15 protein-coding genes are annotated in these 16,875 nt (G+C 55.8%); 4 read left to right on the top strand and 11 right to left on the bottom strand.

The genetic code is table 11. The features are described 5' to 3' along the window. Position 1: 1 nt before the first annotated feature. From I9W95_RS05605 to prlC, 4 genes are all read right to left on the bottom strand, one after another. Entirely contained in the window at positions 2-601 is a 600-nt protein-coding gene (locus I9W95_RS05605; RefSeq protein WP_225672719.1) for a penicillin-binding protein activator LpoB, read from the bottom strand. A gap of 17 nt (positions 602-618) precedes the next feature. Next, positions 619-2,292 (bottom strand): hypothetical protein, encoded by a 1,674-nt coding sequence (locus tag I9W95_RS05600; RefSeq protein WP_225672716.1) that lies wholly within the window; start codon positions 2,290-2,292, stop codon positions 619-621. 238 nt (positions 2,293-2,530) lie between these two features. After that, positions 2,531-2,827 (bottom strand): YheV family putative zinc ribbon protein, encoded by a 297-nt coding sequence (locus I9W95_RS05595; RefSeq protein ID WP_225672714.1) that lies wholly within the window; start codon positions 2,825-2,827, stop codon positions 2,531-2,533. Further along, positions 2,827-4,872 (bottom strand): oligopeptidase A, encoded by a 2,046-nt coding sequence (prlC, locus tag I9W95_RS05590; protein WP_225672712.1) that lies wholly within the window; start codon positions 4,870-4,872, stop codon positions 2,827-2,829. Before prlC ends, I9W95_RS05595 begins: the two co-directional genes overlap by 1 nt. 128 nt (positions 4,873-5,000) lie before the next feature. Here prlC and I9W95_RS05585 point away from each other — a divergent pair, with 128 nt between their 5' ends. Continuing rightward, positions 5,001-5,552: a gamma carbonic anhydrase family protein gene (locus I9W95_RS05585; RefSeq protein WP_225672710.1), complete on the top strand. Its 552-nt coding sequence runs from the start codon at positions 5,001-5,003 to the stop codon at positions 5,550-5,552. A 132-nt stretch (positions 5,553-5,684) separates the two neighbouring features. On the opposite strand, the gene I9W95_RS05580 is transcribed toward I9W95_RS05585, so the two are convergent. Continuing rightward, positions 5,685-6,932, bottom strand: coding sequence for an OmpP1/FadL family transporter (locus I9W95_RS05580; RefSeq protein ID WP_225672708.1), 1,248 nt, complete (start codon positions 6,930-6,932; stop codon positions 5,685-5,687). Positions 6,933-7,156: 224 nt separating this feature from the next. Between I9W95_RS05580 and I9W95_RS05575 the strand changes: the two genes are divergently transcribed. Next, positions 7,157-7,876 (top strand): YebC/PmpR family DNA-binding transcriptional regulator, encoded by a 720-nt coding sequence (locus I9W95_RS05575; RefSeq protein ID WP_225672706.1) that lies wholly within the window; start codon positions 7,157-7,159, stop codon positions 7,874-7,876. 84 nt (positions 7,877-7,960) lie between these two features. Here the strand turns inward: I9W95_RS05575 and I9W95_RS05570 are convergent, their stop codons facing one another. The 6 genes from I9W95_RS05570 to I9W95_RS05545 are packed head-to-tail and all read right to left on the bottom strand — an operon-like array spanning position 7,961 to position 12,927. Beyond that, positions 7,961-9,340 (bottom strand): ATP-binding protein, encoded by a 1,380-nt coding sequence (locus I9W95_RS05570; RefSeq protein WP_225672704.1) that lies wholly within the window; start codon positions 9,338-9,340, stop codon positions 7,961-7,963. Beyond that, positions 9,337-10,008 carry a response regulator gene (locus I9W95_RS05565; RefSeq protein ID WP_225672702.1) on the bottom strand — a complete coding sequence of 224 codons (672 nt, stop codon included), beginning with the start codon at positions 10,006-10,008 and terminating at the stop codon, positions 9,337-9,339. The genes I9W95_RS05570 and I9W95_RS05565 overlap by 4 nt, the downstream gene beginning before the upstream one ends. After that, positions 10,008-10,892, bottom strand: a complete 885-nt coding sequence (locus I9W95_RS05560) for an FAD:protein FMN transferase (RefSeq protein WP_225672700.1) — start codon at positions 10,890-10,892, stop codon at positions 10,008-10,010. Before I9W95_RS05560 ends, I9W95_RS05565 begins: the two co-directional genes overlap by 1 nt. 27 nt (positions 10,893-10,919) lie before the next feature. Next, the gene (locus I9W95_RS05555) at positions 10,920-12,290 is read right to left on the bottom strand and encodes a DUF3570 domain-containing protein (RefSeq protein ID WP_225672698.1); all 1,371 of its coding nucleotides are present in this window, start codon (positions 12,288-12,290) and stop codon (positions 10,920-10,922) included. After that, positions 12,281-12,490, bottom strand: a complete 210-nt coding sequence (locus I9W95_RS05550) for a DUF4266 domain-containing protein (protein ID WP_225672696.1) — start codon at positions 12,488-12,490, stop codon at positions 12,281-12,283. Before I9W95_RS05550 ends, I9W95_RS05555 begins: the two co-directional genes overlap by 10 nt. Beyond that, complete coding sequence (locus I9W95_RS05545; protein WP_225672694.1) at positions 12,490-12,927, bottom strand: TlpA disulfide reductase family protein; 438 nt, start codon at positions 12,925-12,927, stop codon at positions 12,490-12,492. The genes I9W95_RS05550 and I9W95_RS05545 overlap by 1 nt, the downstream gene beginning before the upstream one ends. A 147-nt stretch (positions 12,928-13,074) precedes the next feature. Here I9W95_RS05545 and dsbD point away from each other — a divergent pair, with 147 nt between their 5' ends. Together dsbD and I9W95_RS05535 are read left to right on the top strand one after the other, a co-directional pair. Next, on the top strand, positions 13,075-14,790 hold the full coding sequence (dsbD, locus tag I9W95_RS05540; protein WP_225672692.1) for a protein-disulfide reductase DsbD: 1,716 nt from the start codon (positions 13,075-13,077) through the stop codon (positions 14,788-14,790). 95 nt (positions 14,791-14,885) lie between these two features. Continuing rightward, on the top strand, positions 14,886-16,697 hold the full coding sequence (locus I9W95_RS05535) for a choice-of-anchor I family protein (protein WP_225672690.1): 1,812 nt from the start codon (positions 14,886-14,888) through the stop codon (positions 16,695-16,697). Positions 16,698-16,875: the final 178 nt, after the last annotated feature.

The raw sequence follows: 16,875 nt of genomic DNA, 5'->3' as shown, positions 1-16,875 counted from the left end.
CTTAAAAGCCGAACGAAGATTTTTCCTGCAATTTCTGGATTTTCTTCTGGCCATTCCACACTTCAATGTTGGATTCCATATCAACCAGCTTCATGTCCACCTGATAGAAGGTCACGCGCTCTTTACCCACCTGATCCACCAGCGAGTTGATAGAACCGGACAAAGCGAAGTCGGCGGCTTTTTCCTGACCCATCTGCTTCGCGTCTTTGGCATTCAGTTCCTGATCACGACGCTCATCACGAATGGCATCACGCTCATCGCCACCGGCTACAAAGCTGGCCTTACCGGAGCGGATAATGGCGCGCTTGATATCGTTAACAAAGGTATCCACCGCAATGTGCTCATGGGACTTGTTGCTGATACGGGAAATAATCACGGTCGGACGACGGTTGTTGTTCATTTCGAACTCGCGTGCCCATGGGAACGACAGCGCATCGGTAATCATTTCGTTGGCTACCAGCTCAGAGTCCTTTGCGTTCCAGCGGTCAGAGAGTGCGACTTCCTTGCCCGGATCGACACGAGTCACTTTTGTCGAACAACCTGCGGCGGTCAGAGCCGCAGCCATCATAAGCAGTGCAGGGATGCGTTTTTTAGTCAGCATAATTCCAGTCCTTGTCATTATTTAGCGGGCGCGCCATCCAGTGTACGAACACGCCACAGGTGAATATCTCCGTCCTCCAGTGTCACCGCCTCGCGGTGTACCTTCTGGCCGGCTTTTAATAAAGCAGATTCCAGCTCGAGCTGGTGTTCACCCGGTGCCACCGGCACCCGGCGAATACGAATATCATTTGGCAGCAGCAACCAGTTGCGGGTTTCTGCGGCGTCTGTCAGTTGCATCAGCAACTTACCGGCAAAGGCATAGAGTCCGGCGTTTTCTTTATCCGCGACCTTAGCCGTGGTTAATGCCGTGAGAGCCTTAAACGCGGCACGGGCAAGAGCCGAACGGATATCAGCACCAGCGTTCACCAGCTGTTCCTGCACCGCGATCATAGCGGGGCTGGAGGCACGTATCATCGGCAGACTCTGATGATCGACATGCAGCGTTGATGGCCCCTGCTGCTGTAAACGGCCGTAATACGGCACAGTGACCCGCAACGAATTGCCAATGGCTTCGGTCAGGCCGAGGCGCTCTGCCTGATACCACAGTGGGCCGAGCGGTACTGTTTTGGTAAAGAAAACCGGCTGATAAGTACTGCGGGTAATGTTGAGGTAGCCACTCACCAGCTGCGTCAGATTTTTATCGGCGTACAACACATAAAACCAGGCTAACTCATCACGGTCGTTACCCACCAGATAGGGGCGCAACTGCAGCGAGCGCAGGCCCGGATTCACCGACAGTTCGAGGTTCATTTCCTTACGCTGTGGTGCCAGTCCCTTATCTTCGATTACCACCAGCTGTGTCTGACGGCGCTGCCATTTCTCCAGCTCATTCTGCCAGTGCTTATTCAGCTTCTTCTGCGCCAGTTCAGGCCATTCGTTCTCATAACCACCGCCATCGCGCATCATGCGAATGGTATCAAACCAGGCCTGCTGGATGGTGTCATCATCCAGAAAATACTGTTTCGTGTAGCCGCCTTCGTAAGCCTCGGCAGCCTTCTGATAACTGATGCGGGCGTTATCGTATTCGCGGTTCATTTCAAAACTGAGACCGGCCAGATAATGCGCCATGGCGTCATCGCGATACTGCCAGTCATCACTATTAACCAGATTACCCATCAGCTTGCTGAACACCGACAGCAGTTTAGAGAACGTTTCCTCGTCCTTATCCTTCTTCTGCTTATAGTTGCCCTTACGATCACTGATATCGTTCAGTTTGATAATCAGACGGCGGGCTTCCACCCGCGAGGCTTCGAGGTTATCCAGCTGCTCATTACGCGTGACCGACTGCTCGGCCAGTTCGATGTAATTCAGGGATTTATAGAAGTTGATGAACACCCGCTCAAATTCGGCACCGGCATAGCTCCCCATACGCGGGTTGGTCATCATTACCGCCAGTTCGTCAGAGATGCGGCGGGTTTCGAGGTCATCGGCGATGCGTTCTGCTTTTTCAAGCAGCACATTACTTTCCTGGTAGCGACCTTCCAGATGGCGCAGCATACCCAGTTCCAGGTGATACAGCAGACGGTCGCTGCCGGTAGGGGAAAGCTCCTGGGTGATCTTTTTTTCTGAGGCCTGAAAATCGCCTTTACGCAGATCGCTGATTGCTCCGTTCAGCCCCGCACCATACGTTGCACAGCCGCTAAGCAGCATTATCTGCAGGATCAGAACACAGTGACGTAATGCCTTAATCATCAGGGGGTAGCAGCTCCATGCCTTTTATGTTCGCAGGGCAGTCTATCGGCCCCGACTAAGAATAGCCATGCCACAGGGGGAGGAACAGAAAATTAGCGCGATCACGATAAGCAGACAGCAGAAACAAAACCGGCCACCGACGCGTCCATGCGTCAGGTGACCGGTGCCAGAGTGCTGACTTAACTGTCAATTTATCAAAAACAAACTCGGCCTACAAAGACAATATGCGATTCAGTCCTTAAGTGACCGATTTGTCATCCGTAGCGGACGACAAGCCAATAATCTTCAGCGGCTGCTCACCCTCATCCAGGATTGCCTTGCCGTCCGGCGTAACCCGGGTAACCAGTTCTTGTGCGGCAGCGTCTTCTGCGGCCTGCTCCGACGTAGTCTGCTTAAAACCGCAACTGATGCACTCGCGAACTTCTTCACCATCATCATTGCTGTACATCACCGTACGGTCCATCTCGCTGCATTTAGGGCAGACAGCGCCGGCAATAAAACGGCGCGGACGTTTGGCTGGGGTGTACTCAGTCATCAGGCAACTTCCTCCACCATGATGCCCGAGTGGCGTAACAGCGGCTCGACTGATGGCTTGCGCCCACGGAAGTTCTCAAACAGGACGGCCGCTTCGCGCGAACCGCCCTGACTGAGGATTTCACGCAGGAAGCTTTCGCCGGTTTCACGGTTAAAAATGCCTTCCTCTTCAAAGCGCGAGTAAGCATCGGCGCTGAGTACCTCGGCCCATTTGTAGGAGTAGTAACCCGCCGCATAGCCACCGGCGAAGATGTGGGTAAAGCTGTGCTGGAAGCGGTTGAAATCCACCACCGGCACCACAGTCACTGCGGCCCGGACTTCGTTCAGCAGTGCCTGCACATCAAGCTGGTTGTCTGTGCGGAATTCGTTATGCAGACGGAAATCGAACAGCGCGAATTCCAGCTGACGCATGGTCATCATCGCGCTCTGGAAGTGTTTGGCTGCCAGCAGTTTATCCAGCAGTTCCTGTGGCAGCGGCTCGCCAGTCTGATAGTGACCAGACAGGAAGGCCAGCGCTTCCGGCTCGTAGCACCAGTTCTCCATAAACTGACTTGGCAGCTCAACCGCATCCCATGCCACGCCATTAATACCGGACACATCCGGTACATCAATCTGCGTCATCATATGATGCAGACCGTGACCAAACTCGTGGAACAGGGTGGTCATTTCATCGTGAGTCAGCAGCGCCGGGGTATCACCCACCGCCGGGCTGAAGTTACATACCAGATAAGCCACCGGCAGCTGAATGCCATCCACCGTCATACGGCGCACACGACAGTCGTCCATCCAGGCACCGCCACGCTTTTTCGCGCGGGCGTATAAATCGAGGTAGAAAGCGGCAATCTGCTCACCGTCTTTATTCACGGTAAAGAAGCGCGCTTCCGGATGGTAAGTGTCAAAGCTCTTCTGTTCTTCGAACGCTACGCCATACAGGCGCGATACCACTTCAAACATGCCCTTAATGACGGTATCCACCGGCAGGTACGGGCGAATATCTTCCTGCGAAATGCTGTAACGGGCCTGACGCAATTTCTCACTGTAGAAACTGACGTCCCACGGTTTCAGCTCAGCACAGCCTTGTTCAGCAGCATATGCCTGCAGCTCAGCAAACTCGCGCTCGGCCTGAGGCTTGGCTTTGGCCGCCAGATCATTAAGGAAGCCCAGCACCTCGTCCGGCGACTGCGCCATTTTGGTGGCCAGAGAATAGTTGGCGTAGGAATCAAAGCCCAGCAGCTGAGCCAGCTCAAAACGCAGCTCCAGAATCTCGCCCATCAGTTCGCTGTTATCGAACTTACCAGCATCCGGCCCCTGGTCAGACGCACGAGTGACGTAGGCGGTGTACATTTCTTCGCGCAGCTGACGGTTTTCGCCGTAGGTCAGCACCGGCATATAGGATGGAAAATCCAGCGTCAGCAGATAGCCTTCCTGCTCTTTGGCGGCAGCTTGCTGAGCCAGCAGACCTAACGCGCTGTCCGGCAGGCCAGCCAGCTCGTCTTTATCGGTAATCAATTTGCTCCAGGCGTTGGTGGCATCCAGCACGTTCTCGCCGAACTTACTGGTCAGCGCCGACAGACGCTGACGGATTTCGCCGTAACGCGCTTTCTTATCATCCGCCAGATCAACACCCGCCAGGTGGAAATCACGCAGCGCGTTATCCACGGCTTTCTTCTGCGCTACTGACATCGCCTCGTAGGCAGCCGAGTCGCGCAGTTTTTTATACATATCGCACAGCGCTTTGTTCTGACCCATCTCGGTGCTGTACTGGCTCAGCAGCGGCAGACAGGCATTGTAAGCATCACGCAACTCATCGCTGTTAAGCACGCCATTCAGATGACCCACCGGCGACCAGGCCTGGCTCAGCTCGTCATCCCACTGCTGCATCGGTGCAACAAAGTTATCCCAGCCTGGCTCGCTCACCTCCGCCAGCAGCGCCTTTACGCGCTCACGGTTACGGTTCAGCAGCGACTCAATGGCGGGTTTAACATGCTCGGCCTTAATCGAGGAAAACGGCGGCAGCAGGTGTGTCTCTAACAGCGGGTTACTCATATCAGCGTCCATTGTAATTGGCGATGGCCGCACCTGTGTCACGACGTATGGCCAAGGTGCAGTGGCTATTCGAACAGAGATTGGGTCAAATAGGCATTTATTCAATGATATAGCCGGAATTGGATCGTATGTCAGATGTAAGAAGCTATCAGGGTCATAGCCCGAAACTGGGCGAGCGCGTATTTGTAGACCGCACCGCCGTGATTATCGGTGATGTTGAACTGGGCGATGACTGCTCGGTATGGCCACTGGCCGTGATCCGTGGCGACATGCACCACATCCGCATTGGCGCGCGTACCAGTGTGCAGGACGGCAGTGTGCTGCATATCACCCACGCGTCCGACTACAACCCCGGCGGCTATCCACTGATCATCGGCGACGACGTGACCATCGGCCACCAGGCCATGCTGCACGGCTGCACTATAGGCAACCGCGTACTGATCGGCATGAAGTCGATGATCATGGACGGCGCTATCGTCGAAGACGAAGTGATCGTTGCCGCCGGCGCAGTGGTCACCCCCGGCAAAGTGCTGGAAAGCGGCTACCTGTACAAAGGCAACCCGGCCAAAGCCGCACGGCCAATCAGCGAAAAGGAACGCAGCTTCTTTACCTACGGTGCTGGAAACTATGTGCGCTTAAAAGATAAACATATTGCCGAAGGCTACGATCAGCCGTTGTAAGCCGAAAGCTTGAAGCCAGAGGCTGGATGCAAGCAATACCAACAGCAGCCCCAAACAAAAACGGGAGATACCATTGCTGGCACCTCCCGTTTTTTTAGCTTCTGGCTTCAAGCCTCCAGCTTCAGGCTCCCCTCAGAATTTCACCTGCCAGCCCAGCGCCAGCTGATTCTGGAACATAGTGATATCGGCTTCACCACCACCGAAGCTGGTCGGAATAGAGTTGCTGCCTTTTACCGTTTCTTCAAAGCCGTGGGTATATGCCACAGATACTTCGTTGCTGGCGTTAACCGCGTAGCTTGCACCAACAGAAGCGTGCTTCTGAATCACGCCCGGTGCCAGAATGTTAAAAAAGGTCTGGCTGGACGGAATTGGCTGGTCGCAGTAGCTGAAACCGGCACGCAGGGTCAGGCCTTGCTGCAGCGCATATTCCGCACCCAGTTTATAAACATTGATGTCATCCCAACCAAAACCGGAGCCGTTATCAGCGCCCAGTGGGCCGCCTTCATTCAGTTCGTTGGCAATGGAACGCACGCTGCCGTAGGCAATGTACTGCCAGTCTGCCGCCAGTGTCAGCGCTGGAATAACCTGCCATGCCACACCTGCACCGTAGTTTTCCGGAATATCGAAACCACCGTTCTCAGCGAACAGACCGGCATAACGATCAAAAGCATCAGTATCAATCGCTGACGACCAGCTCGCGCCCAGAGTGACGCCTTCAGCCACTTTCCCCTGCCAACCCAGTTTCACGCCCCAGCCTGTGCTGGTGTCGGTACCCTGATCAGATACTTTACTGCCATCCTGTGACATGCCAGCAAACGGCTGAATACCTGTTGCTTCAAACTGCTGGCGCACCCAGGTGACACCCAGACCCAGCGCATGCTGTTCGTTCAGGCGGTATGCCACGGTACCTGTAACAAACATCTGTTCCAGATTCACACCAGCATTGCCCTGTGCACCGAAGTTGGCAAACGGGTTATTGGCGTAATCAGTATTCATGCCGCCGTTGCCGTACAGAGCAATACCGTAGCTCAGCACGTCGGAGTGCTTGCGCGCATAGCCCAGTTCCGGCATCCAGAAAGCCTCTGTGTCGTTACCGTCATAGCTGCCATCAATGCCAAAACCGTTGCCGCTGATTTCTGCAGAACGCTCTGGTTTAAAGTAAGTCACACCCGCATCCAGCTGCTGCTCAGCGGTCAGATTGGCGATAGCGGCCGGGTTCACCGCCGCACTCAGGCTGTCGTGAGCCAGTGCCATTGAAGTTCCTGCCATTCCCTGGGCGCGCACGCTGGTTGCGTGGGTAAAGTAACCATTGGTTGCCTGAGCACTGAAGGCCAGACCGGCCAGTGCGATTGCGCTGCTGATTCGCAGAACCTGGGACATAGCAAATACTCCGCTGTAAGTGTCTCTGTGATAAGTGGCGGGCATTTTAGAGCAGGTGGTTATAACCAATAAGTAATATTTCGCAATAAGGTTATAACTAATTACGAATACAGTATGAGAGCAGTTGGTCCCTGCGCAGGCCGTGGGCAAGACACTGGCGTCGACAGGGAGTACAATCCTGCGCGATCTTAAATTTCAGTTAATCAGCCAAAGAAGCAATTCCCATGGGCAGAGCGTTTCAGAACCGAAAAGAATCCATGGCCAAAACGGCCGCGGCAAAAACCAAAGTGTATTCCAAATACGGTCGTGAAATTTACGTGACCGCAAAAGCCGGTGGTACTGATCCATCCGGTAATCTGGCGCTGCGCAGTCTGATCGACCGCGCCAAGAAAGATCAGGTGCCGAGCCACGTGATCGAGAAAGCGCTGGATAAAGCCAGCGGTAGCGGCGGTGAAGACTTCCAGCCAGCGCTGTACGAAGGCATTGCCCCTGGTGGCGCCATGGTGCTGATCAGTGCCCTGACTGACAACAACAACCGTACCTTCGGTGAAATCCGTGGCGTGTTCTCTAAGTGCAAAGCCAAACTGGGTTCACAGGGCTCGGTGTCTCATATGTTCGATCACCGCGCCATGTTCGTGTTCGCCGGTGACGATGAAGAGCCAGTACTGGAAGCACTGATGGAAGCCGACGTTGATGTCTCTGACATCGACTGTGAAGACGGCATGATCACCGTGCTGGTACCACCAACTGAATTCTTCAAAACCAAAACGGCTCTGAACGAGCTGAACGGTGAAATTGAATTTGAAGTGGAAGAAATCACTTACCTGCCAACCACAGAACACCCGATTAAAGGTGACGATGTGGCGCAGTTCGAGCGCTTCGCGGGTCTGCTGAACGACCTGGAAGACGTGCAGGAAATCTACCACAACGGTGTATTCAGCTGATTGCAGTTGAATCCTGAAGATAAAAAAACGGAGCTTTGTGCTCCGTTTTTTTATGCCTGTGCGGTCTGGTCAATCAGCCGTGCATTACTCGCCCTCACCTCGTGCAAAGGTCAGCGTTACCAGCAGTCCGCCTTGCGGGTGATTGGCCAGGCGCAAACGCGCGCCGTGCACATCAGCAATACGGGCGACGATGGAGAGCCCAAGACCCGCGCCACCGTGGCTGGTTACACCTGCCCGGTAGAAGCGTTCGCTGAGTCGCTGCAATTCGCTGTCGCTGACGCCCTGGCCATGATCGCGCACAGTCAGCTCTACCTGCTGACTGTCGGCGTTGAGCGCAACATCCACGGCACTGCCCGGCGCATAGCGCAGCGCATTTTCAATCAGGTTGCGAATGGCGACTTCCAGCATAGTGGCGTTGGCGCGCAACAGAATATGCTCCGGCTGACTGTCGAGCCCCAACGCACAGCCCTGCTTATCGGCCTTGAAGTGCAACTCGGCCAGCGTCCGCCGGCACAGTTCTGCCAGATCCAGCTGCTCCTTCTGCGGACTCTGCTCTTCATCCAGACGAGCCAGCAGTAGCAACTGTTCCACCACCCGGCCGGAGCGATCGGCGCTCTGCTCCAGCTGCTGCAGTTCCTCTTTCAGATCGTGACAGTCGAGCCCCTGCAGGTGCTGGGTCTGCAGTTTAATCACCGACAACGGCGTGCGCAGTTCATGGGCGGCGTCGGCCACAAAGCGGCGCTCACGTTCGAGGCCAGCAGACAGTCGCGCGAACATCTGGTTCAGGCCTTCCACCACCGGGCGCAGCTCTTTGGGTGTACGCACCAGATCAACCGGCTGCAGATTATTCAGCGAACGACGACGCAGTACCGCTCCCAGCTGTTTCAGTGGGCCAAGACCGTAATCGATCGCCGTCAGCGCCACCAGCGAACAGATAATCAGGGCGATCACACCGGATACCCCGAAGACCTGCCCCAGTTCATCAATAATTTCGGCACGGGCATAGGGATATTCACCCACCATCAGCCAGCTGTTGGCCTGCGGCAGGTCGGTGACATACACCACCCACTCGCCGCTTTTGCCATCATGGTGATAAAAGCCTTTACGCATCGGTGCCAGCGCGTATTCCGGTGCCCCCGGTGAGCGGAAAATCAGTTCACTGCCATCCTGTTGCCAGACCTGTATCAGACGGGTACGTTCATAGGCTTCCAGCTCGGGCTGCGCCGGCTGAACTGTGCCGAGGGATTCCTGTAAGGCCTCGGCAATACGCGGCAGATCACCGATCAGATCTTTTTCATTGAGCAGACCTTTAATCAGCTTGGCCGACACTGCCAGCTCGGCATCAAATACCTCGTTAACTTCGTGGCGCGCCACCATATGGCCAAACAGACTGTTCAGGCCAATGGCCAGCAGCAGTACGAACATAAGCAACAGCAGCAAGGTATTACGGATCGACAGCCTCATGACGACACCTCCGCATTGAGACGATAGCCAACACCACGCACCGTCTGAATCAGGTCACCGCTGAGTTTTTTACGCAGGTGATGAATGTGGACTTCCAGCGCGTTGCTTTCCACTTCTTCCCCCCAGCCATACATGGATTGTTCCAGTTGCTGACGGGTAAATACCTGGCCGGGGCGATTCAGCAAAACTTCAAGCAGTAGTAGCTCACGGCGGGACAAAGCCACGGGTTCTCCCCTGAAGCTGGCCTGATGATGAGCCATGTCGAGAACAACCTCACCAAACCGGATTTCATTCACCCGTGTCACCGCCTGCCCGCGTCGCCCCAGAGCACGCAAACGGGCATAGAGTTCGTGCAGATCAAAGGGCTTCAACAGGTAATCATCGGCTCCGGCATCCAGCCCGCGTATACGATCGTTGACCGAATCGCGGGCGGTAAGAATCAGTACCGGAATCGCCATTTTCTGCGCGCGGATTTCTTCAATGACGCGGATACCATCCAGACCCGGCAGGCCCAGATCCATAATCGCCATATCGAAATGCTCGCTTTGCAGTGCGCCAAGGGCATTCAGGCCGGTGGTGACCCAGTCAACCACATAGCCCTGACCGGTCAGTGCCTGTTTCAGGCTGCTGCCCAGCATTTCATCATCTTCCACCAACAGTAAACGCATCAGCGCATGCTCCAGAACTGCACATCCTGCGCGGCTAAAAACTCTTCGGCTTCACTGCCCATCATCAGCGCCAGGGTGCTGAAAATACCCGCCTGCAAACAACTGGAAGCCACCACAGTCACCGCCCTTGGTGCGTCAGTCACCGGCCAGCCGCTACGCGGATCGAGAATGTGGCTGTAGCGCACACCATCGCGCAGCAGAAAACGCTGGCTGTCACCACTGGTCGCCACAGCTGCCGTACCCAGTTCAATCAGTTCAACCTGGCCAGCACTGACTTTTTCCACCCCTATCTGCCACTGACTGCCATCCGCACGGGGGCCTCTGGCGCGCAGATCACCGCCAAAATTCACCAGAAACGCACCGTTGAAGGCCTGTTCCAGCTCTGCGTATACCCGGTCGACTGCGTATTCCTTGCCAATTCCGCCAAGGTCGATCTCCATACCGGGCTGCAACGTCAGTTGCGGTGGTTGCCAGCGAACCCGCGACCAGCCGATGTTGTTAAGCAGGGCCTCAACCGTGGCAGCCGGCGGCAACCGGTCTGAGCCATCGAAGGTCCAGGCCTGACGCAGCAGACCGGAGGTAATATCGAAGCGGCCTTCGGACAGATCGTAGAGTTCAGCCGCGAACTCAATCAGCCCGGCAGTTTCATCATCTAATGTGACAGTTCTGCCATCCGCCTGGTTAATTTCTGCGACAATATTGTCTTTTCTGTAGCGCGAATACTTGCGTTCTATGCGCTGCGTTTCCGAGCGGGCCAGTTCGCCCAGCGCTAATGCCTGTTGCAGGTCAGAGGTGTCGATCAGAACTTCGCACAGGCAGGCCATGGCCGGGAAATTCACCCGGCAATAGCCATCCAGTTGAGTCAGCTGCAGCTGATAAGTCATCCGTTGCCCGTGTCTCTGATCGTGCTGTTACCAGCGGAAGGTGTAGCCCAGCTGAACCCAGCTGGCTGAAAGCTCAGCAAACTGTGACATACCATCCAGATGAGAGCCAGCGGCAACCGCTTTCAGACTGTTGTCATCATGCTGCTGGTAAACCTCATAGCGCAGTGAAAGCTCGCTGCTGCTACCCAGTGCCAGCCCGACTTTCAGGCCCATAGTGTCAGCACTGAAAGCACCCAGGCGCGGATCTGACGAGGCCTCATCGACCAGTGCGGTGACGCTGCTGCCAACCACTTCCACTTCGCTACCAGCATTCAGGAACGGCGTGTAGAAATCGGCCGCTGACTGGCGGTAGTAACGGTAATGAGGCTCAAGATACAGCCCCTCGCTGATCTGCCAGTGGTAAGTCAGATCAAGGGTATGCGAGTTTACCGACCAGTCATCGGTCATGTAGCGGTAGCCAACATCAATCACATCATCGGCGCCAATGGCCACCTTGTTCTGCCAGAAGAAACTCATTTTCTGCCGGTCTTCAGGGCGGTTCTCAAACAGATACAGGTAGCTTTCCGGGTCGTCCGGATTGACGATCAGGTTACCGTCATTCACTACCGTCAGAATCTTATAAGGGTCATTCTGATAGCCGGATGACTGGCTCAGGCCGAGGTTAAACTGCATCAGCCAGCGACGGTTCATCACCTGAGTAACGCCCAGCATCAGGTCGACCACCTGCTTAGTGTCGTCACTGCCATCGGTATTGCCGGCGCCATACATGGTCAGTGCCGTTGGCACGCCACCGTTAGGGTTGATGCTGTCGGCTTCCAGGTTCAGGCCCAGCGACACCGTGGTGGCTTTGTTGTTGAAGTCACGGGCCAGTGCGCCATTAACACTGAACGAGGTGAAATCACCTTCACTGGAATAGGCACCACCCAGGTTCATGGTGTAGCCATTGCTCAGCGGACGCGTCCAGCCAAGGGACAAGACTGTGCGGTTATCTTCAAACGACGGATCGAGGGGAAGGTCGCCCGGCGCGATGGTATAGCTGCCGCGGTCGCCGTACTTTTCCAGCTCTTCCTCGTCGTCATCCTCTTCAGCCTGCTCGATTCGAGCCGCTGCCGACGCCGAGGTAAAGGTTTGCGCCACAGACGCGGGCATCGCACCATTCGGTGACGATCCCGTCAGGGCATCGTAGATCACCCGCACATTAATACTGCTTTCGTCATCAAACTGACGGCTCAGGTTCAGCACCGGCTCCACCGCCTGCACTCGATCATCGGCTTCGCTGTACATCAGCAAGGCGGAACTGACTTCCCAGTAGTCAGCGGCCTGGGCCTGTAGCGAGCCCAGCAGAGCCGAGGTTGCCAGTGTCAGTCGCTTACCAATCTGTTTGTTTTTTAATTGCATCCGCAACCTCCGCCACCAAAGCCACGGCCACCGGAGCTGGCTTCTTTACTGAAGTAAATATGATCTTCAAACGCGGTCTGCAGCGGATCGGAATCCAGAGCCATCTGCGGCTTCGCTAACAGGTCGCGTTCCCAGGGTTTTACCGTGGAACAGCCGCACAGGCCGACCACCGCCAGTACCACCAGCGTTGTTTTCAGCATCAGGATTCCTCCAGTAACTTTTTGATTTCCTGCTCGTAGCCCGCAGTCTTATCCGTATGGAAGCCTTTGTGCTTCACCCGCGCCTTACCAGAGCGATCAATCAGAAAGCTGGTTGGCATGGTGTCTACACCGAACTGGCCAGCCATATCACCACTGGCATCAAATTCGATACGGAATGTCGGCGCATACTGCTGCAGGAATTTCTGCGCCAGCTCTGGCTCCTGATCCAGATTCACGGCAATCACTTCGAGGCCGTCGCTGCCGTAGCGCTGATGCATGCTCTCCATCCACGGGAATGAGCTGCGGCAGGGGCCACACCATGAAGCCCAGAAATCGAGATAGACCACCTTGCCTTTCAGCTGGTCAAAATCGACCTCGGCCGCCATCAGGTTTGAAGCCATCAACAGGCTGGTTATCAGAAGCAGAATTCGACGCATGGTCACCTCAACAGAGTGTGGGATTTATCACAGGGTAGAAGACGCGCCTTAAGGCTTCCTTAACAGTCCTTAAGAAAGTGTTAAGGCGGTCTTAAGCTGTCGCTGCCAGTCTGTAGCCTTTCCGATGACTGGTTTCAGGACATTCTCATGACACGTTTAATGACCTGCCTGATCTGGCTGCTGGCTTTCAGCAACGTCAGTCTGGCTGCAGGCCTGCCCGATCTTTCTGCTCTGGACGACGCCGAAGACAGCGAGTTCCTTCCGGTGGCAGAAGCTTTTCAGCCGCAGCTGAGCCGTAGCGCCGACACCCTGCAGGTGCATTTTGATATTGCACCCGGCTATTACCTTTATCAGAACCGTCTGAAAGCAACGGCTGGCGACAGCGACATTCCCATGCAGTTTGTTCAGCAACCTGAAACCAAACAGGATAAGAACTTCGGACGGGTTGAGGTGTTCCATCAGCAGCTGGATATAACCCTGCCACTGCACGCAGCCGGTGCCAGTCTGAGCTATCAGGGCTGCTCTGAGCATGGCCTGTGCTACCCACCCCAAACGCTGTCACTGGGGACTCCGGTGGCCAGCACTGGCAGCGCCGTTGCGGCTGGTTCTGACAGCGGTCTCGGCAGCGACAGCCTGTGGTGGATTCTGCTCAGCTTCCTCGGCCTCGGGGTTGGCCTGTCGCTGACGCCATGTATATTTCCGATGATCCCGATTCTGTCGAGCATCATTGTTGGCCAGGGCAGCAGCCGTTTGTCCGCTGGCAAGGGTTTCTCCCTGGCACTGTCCTATGTGGTCGGGATGGCCAGCTCGTACGCCATGATCGGCATGCTGGTCGCAGCCTTTGGCGCGCGCGTGAATCTGGCCGCCTTCACCCAGACACCGATTGTGATTTCACTGGCAGCGATGATGTTTATCATTCTTGCCCTGCCCATGTTTGGTCTGTTTGAACTGCAACTGCCGGGCTTCCTGCGTAACCGTCTGAATGACATCAGCAGCCGTCAGCAAGGCGGACACTTACTCAGTACCTTCCTGATGGGTTTCTTCGCCGCCCTGGTCGTATCACCTTGTGTATCGGCACCGCTGGCAGGTGCATTGATTTACCTGAGCACCACCGGCGATATCGTCACCGGCGGCAGCGCCCTGTTTGCACTGGGTATTGGTATGGGCGCCCCACTGCTGCTGATTGGTGTCAGTGGTGGTCGTCTGCTGCCCAAAGCCGGCACCTGGATGCTGACCATTAAGGCGGCCTTTGGTGTGGGCTTACTCGCCGTGGCGCTGGGACTGCTGAGCCGGATCATCCCGGCGCCCATGACGCTGGTACTGAGCGGCATGCTGGCGCTGGGCTGCGCCGTATACCTGGGCCTGCTGGAAACGCCGGCCAACGCACGTGAACGCTTTGCCCGCTCTGTCGCCTTAATCAGCGCCATCATAGGCATTATCTGGATCACAGGCGCTGCACTGGGAAACGCTTCCCTGCTGTACCCGCTGCGCTCCGGTACGCTGGAGGTGACCTCCCGTGAACCGGTGGCAGAAGTCCGTCGGGTACAGTCAGCCGAGCAACTGCAGCAATTACTTGCGGATGCCGGCCAGGCGGTCATAGTGGATGTCTACGCCGACTGGTGCACCAGCTGCCGTGAAATGGATGAACTGCTGGCCGAGCGCTCGGTCAGTGCCGCGCTGGCGCCTTACAAGGTGATTCGATTCGACGTTACCGACAGCCAGCGCAGCCAGCTTGATCTGCTGGCCGAATGGCAGATTTTCGGACCACCTGCACTGCTGCATTTTGACCAGGGCAGCATGATCGGTCGTCCGTTGCAGGGGCTGCCAGACGAAGAAGAACTGCTGCAGTGGCTGCAGCCTTAATGCCTGCTGGTCATATTGCTGACATACAACGGTAACCTGACCGTCACATTGGCCATTCAGTCTCTGCCCGATACGAAATCCGGCGGAGACTCCCCATGAAAATTCAGACCCTGGCACTGGCCATCAGTGCCTCACTGCTCGTTGCCTGCGGCGGCGATGACGACAAAAAAGAATCAGCGATCGAGAAACTGGGCATCGAGTGTGTAGCAACTGAAGTTGCCACTGAAACGCCAAGCGGTACCCTGTCTCTGCGCCTGATCGACAGCCATGTGTCCAGCAACGACTTCGCCACCAGCTCTGCTGAAATCGTCAGCTACGACAGCTGTTCAGACCAGCTGTACGTGGTAAACGCGGAAAGCGCCACCGTCGATGTGCTGTCGCTGGCAGCCAGCAACAGTGCACCAACCAACAACGGTACCATCAACCTGCAAGCCGCGGCTCAGGCTGCTGGCATCAGCATTGGCGCTGCCAACAGCGTTTCCGCCAAACAAGGTCTGGTGGCCGTGGCGATTGAAGCTGCAAGCAAACAGGATAACGGCATTATCGCGCTGTACCGTTCAGACGACCTGAGCCTGCTCGGCACCTACGCAGCTGGCGCACTGCCAGACATGGTGATGCTGTCTGCCGATGGCCACTACATCGTCAGCGCTAACGAAGGTGAGCCAAGCGGGGATTACAGCAATGACCCGCAAGGTTCCGTTACCATCGTTGACCTGAAAAAAGGCTTCGAAGCCGATCAGGCGGTTGTGACTCAGGTGACCTTTGAAGACTTCAACACAGGCGGCAGCCGTGCCAGCGAACTGCCAGCAGGCGTGCGTATTAGCGGCCCGAATGCTTCCGTCGCACAGGATCTGGAGCCGGAATACCTGACCCTGAGCAAAGACGGCTCGACCGCCTGGGTTGCGCTGCAGGAAAACAACGCCATGGCCATCATTGATGTCGAAGCCGGCTCGGTAACCGCCATTAAAGCGTTGGGTGCAAAACCCTGGAATGCAGCGTCCGGCAATGAGCTGGATGCGTCTAACAAAGACGATGGCACCGGTCAGTTCGCCAGCTACGAGCAGGTCGCCGGCCTGTATATGCCGGACACTCTGGCCAGCTTCGAAATGAACGGCGAGACCTACATTCTGTCTGCCAACGAAGGTGACGGCCGCGAGTATATCTACGATGCGACTCAAAGCGTCTGTGAAACAGCTGGCCACAGCTGGGATGGTGATGACTTCACCGGCACCGCCGAATACACCACAGAAGAAGACGACTGCATTTCTCATATTGATGAAATGCGCGGCGGCGATCTGTATGACCTGGTGGATTCAGAACACCCGCAGTATGCCGCTCTGGACGATAACGACCAGCTCAAACGCCTGAAGTTTGTTGTCGACAAGGACAGCTACGGCGCCGCCGATACCCTGTACGCCTTTGGCGCGCGTTCTGTCAGTGTATGGAATGCTGATGCCGAACTGGTGTTCGATAGCGGTGACGACATTGCTCAGCGCGTTTATGCCGCCGATGCTGATAACTTCAACTCCGATAACGAAAGCAACGACTCGGCTGACAGCCGCAGCGACGACAAAGGTACCGAGCCTGAAGCTATCGAAGTCGTAGTAATCGGTGAACGCGCCTTTGCTTTTGTTGGTCTGGAACGTCAGGGCGGCGTTATGGTGTATGACGTGACTGACCCTGCGGCACCTGTGTTCCAGAGCTATCTGAACAACCGTGACTTCAGTGAAGCGGTATGTACCGAAGTGGATGGCGACGGCGAGTGTGACAACGACACTTACAACAGTGCCGCTGGAGATCTGGGCCCTGAGTCAATTGACTACTTCAGCCGTAACAACAAGCACTACATCGCGGTTGGTAACGAAGTCAGCGGCACGACCACTGTGTATGAGCTGACGTTTAACTGATCCATTCGTTGAGCATTCCTGTGACACCAACCGTTACAGGCACGCTATCCATTGCAAGTACTCAGAGCCCCGGTCAATGACCGGGGCTTTTTTTTGGTTCATCGCACTTTACCGGGAAACGCCGCTTTGATTTTCAAAAAGAAGTAGTCGTTGTCCCGGTACCCATACGCCATTCTCT

This window comes from Thalassolituus marinus, assembly GCF_020320395.1.
Lineage (GTDB): Bacteria > Pseudomonadota > Gammaproteobacteria > Pseudomonadales > Oceanobacteraceae > Venatoribacter > Venatoribacter marinus.
The sequence above is the reverse complement of the archived record's forward strand: the minus strand, read 5'-3'. Positions and strand labels throughout refer to the sequence as shown.

Bases quoted from the DNA above. Each gene is read 5' to 3' on its own strand.
- dsbD (WP_225672692.1), top strand. From the start codon at position 13,075: ATGACACGTTTAATGACCTGCCTGATCTGGCTGCTGGCTTTCAGCAAC.
- I9W95_RS05595 (WP_225672714.1), bottom strand. From the start codon at position 2,827: ATGACTGAGTACACCCCAGCCAAACGTCCGCGCCGTTTTATTGCCGGC.
- I9W95_RS05575 (WP_225672706.1), top strand. From the start codon at position 7,157: ATGGGCAGAGCGTTTCAGAACCGAAAAGAATCCATGGCCAAAACGGCC.
- I9W95_RS05585 (WP_225672710.1), top strand. From the start codon at position 5,001: ATGTCAGATGTAAGAAGCTATCAGGGTCATAGCCCGAAACTGGGCGAG.
- I9W95_RS05570 (WP_225672704.1), bottom strand. From the start codon at position 9,340: ATGAGGCTGTCGATCCGTAATACCTTGCTGCTGTTGCTTATGTTCGTA.
- I9W95_RS05535 (WP_225672690.1), top strand. From the start codon at position 14,886: ATGAAAATTCAGACCCTGGCACTGGCCATCAGTGCCTCACTGCTCGTT.
- prlC (WP_225672712.1), bottom strand. From the start codon at position 4,872: ATGAGTAACCCGCTGTTAGAGACACACCTGCTGCCGCCGTTTTCCTCG.
- I9W95_RS05550 (WP_225672696.1), bottom strand. From the start codon at position 12,490: ATGCTGAAAACAACGCTGGTGGTACTGGCGGTGGTCGGCCTGTGCGGC.
- I9W95_RS05580 (WP_225672708.1), bottom strand. From the start codon at position 6,932: ATGTCCCAGGTTCTGCGAATCAGCAGCGCAATCGCACTGGCCGGTCTG.
- I9W95_RS05600 (WP_225672716.1), bottom strand. From the start codon at position 2,292: ATGATTAAGGCATTACGTCACTGTGTTCTGATCCTGCAGATAATGCTG.
- I9W95_RS05605 (WP_225672719.1), bottom strand. From the start codon at position 601: ATGCTGACTAAAAAACGCATCCCTGCACTGCTTATGATGGCTGCGGCT.
- I9W95_RS05565 (WP_225672702.1), bottom strand. From the start codon at position 10,008: ATGCGTTTACTGTTGGTGGAAGATGATGAAATGCTGGGCAGCAGCCTG.
- I9W95_RS05545 (WP_225672694.1), bottom strand. From the start codon at position 12,927: ATGCGTCGAATTCTGCTTCTGATAACCAGCCTGTTGATGGCTTCAAAC.
- I9W95_RS05560 (WP_225672700.1), bottom strand. From the start codon at position 10,892: ATGACTTATCAGCTGCAGCTGACTCAACTGGATGGCTATTGCCGGGTG.
- I9W95_RS05555 (WP_225672698.1), bottom strand. From the start codon at position 12,290: ATGCAATTAAAAAACAAACAGATTGGTAAGCGACTGACACTGGCAACC.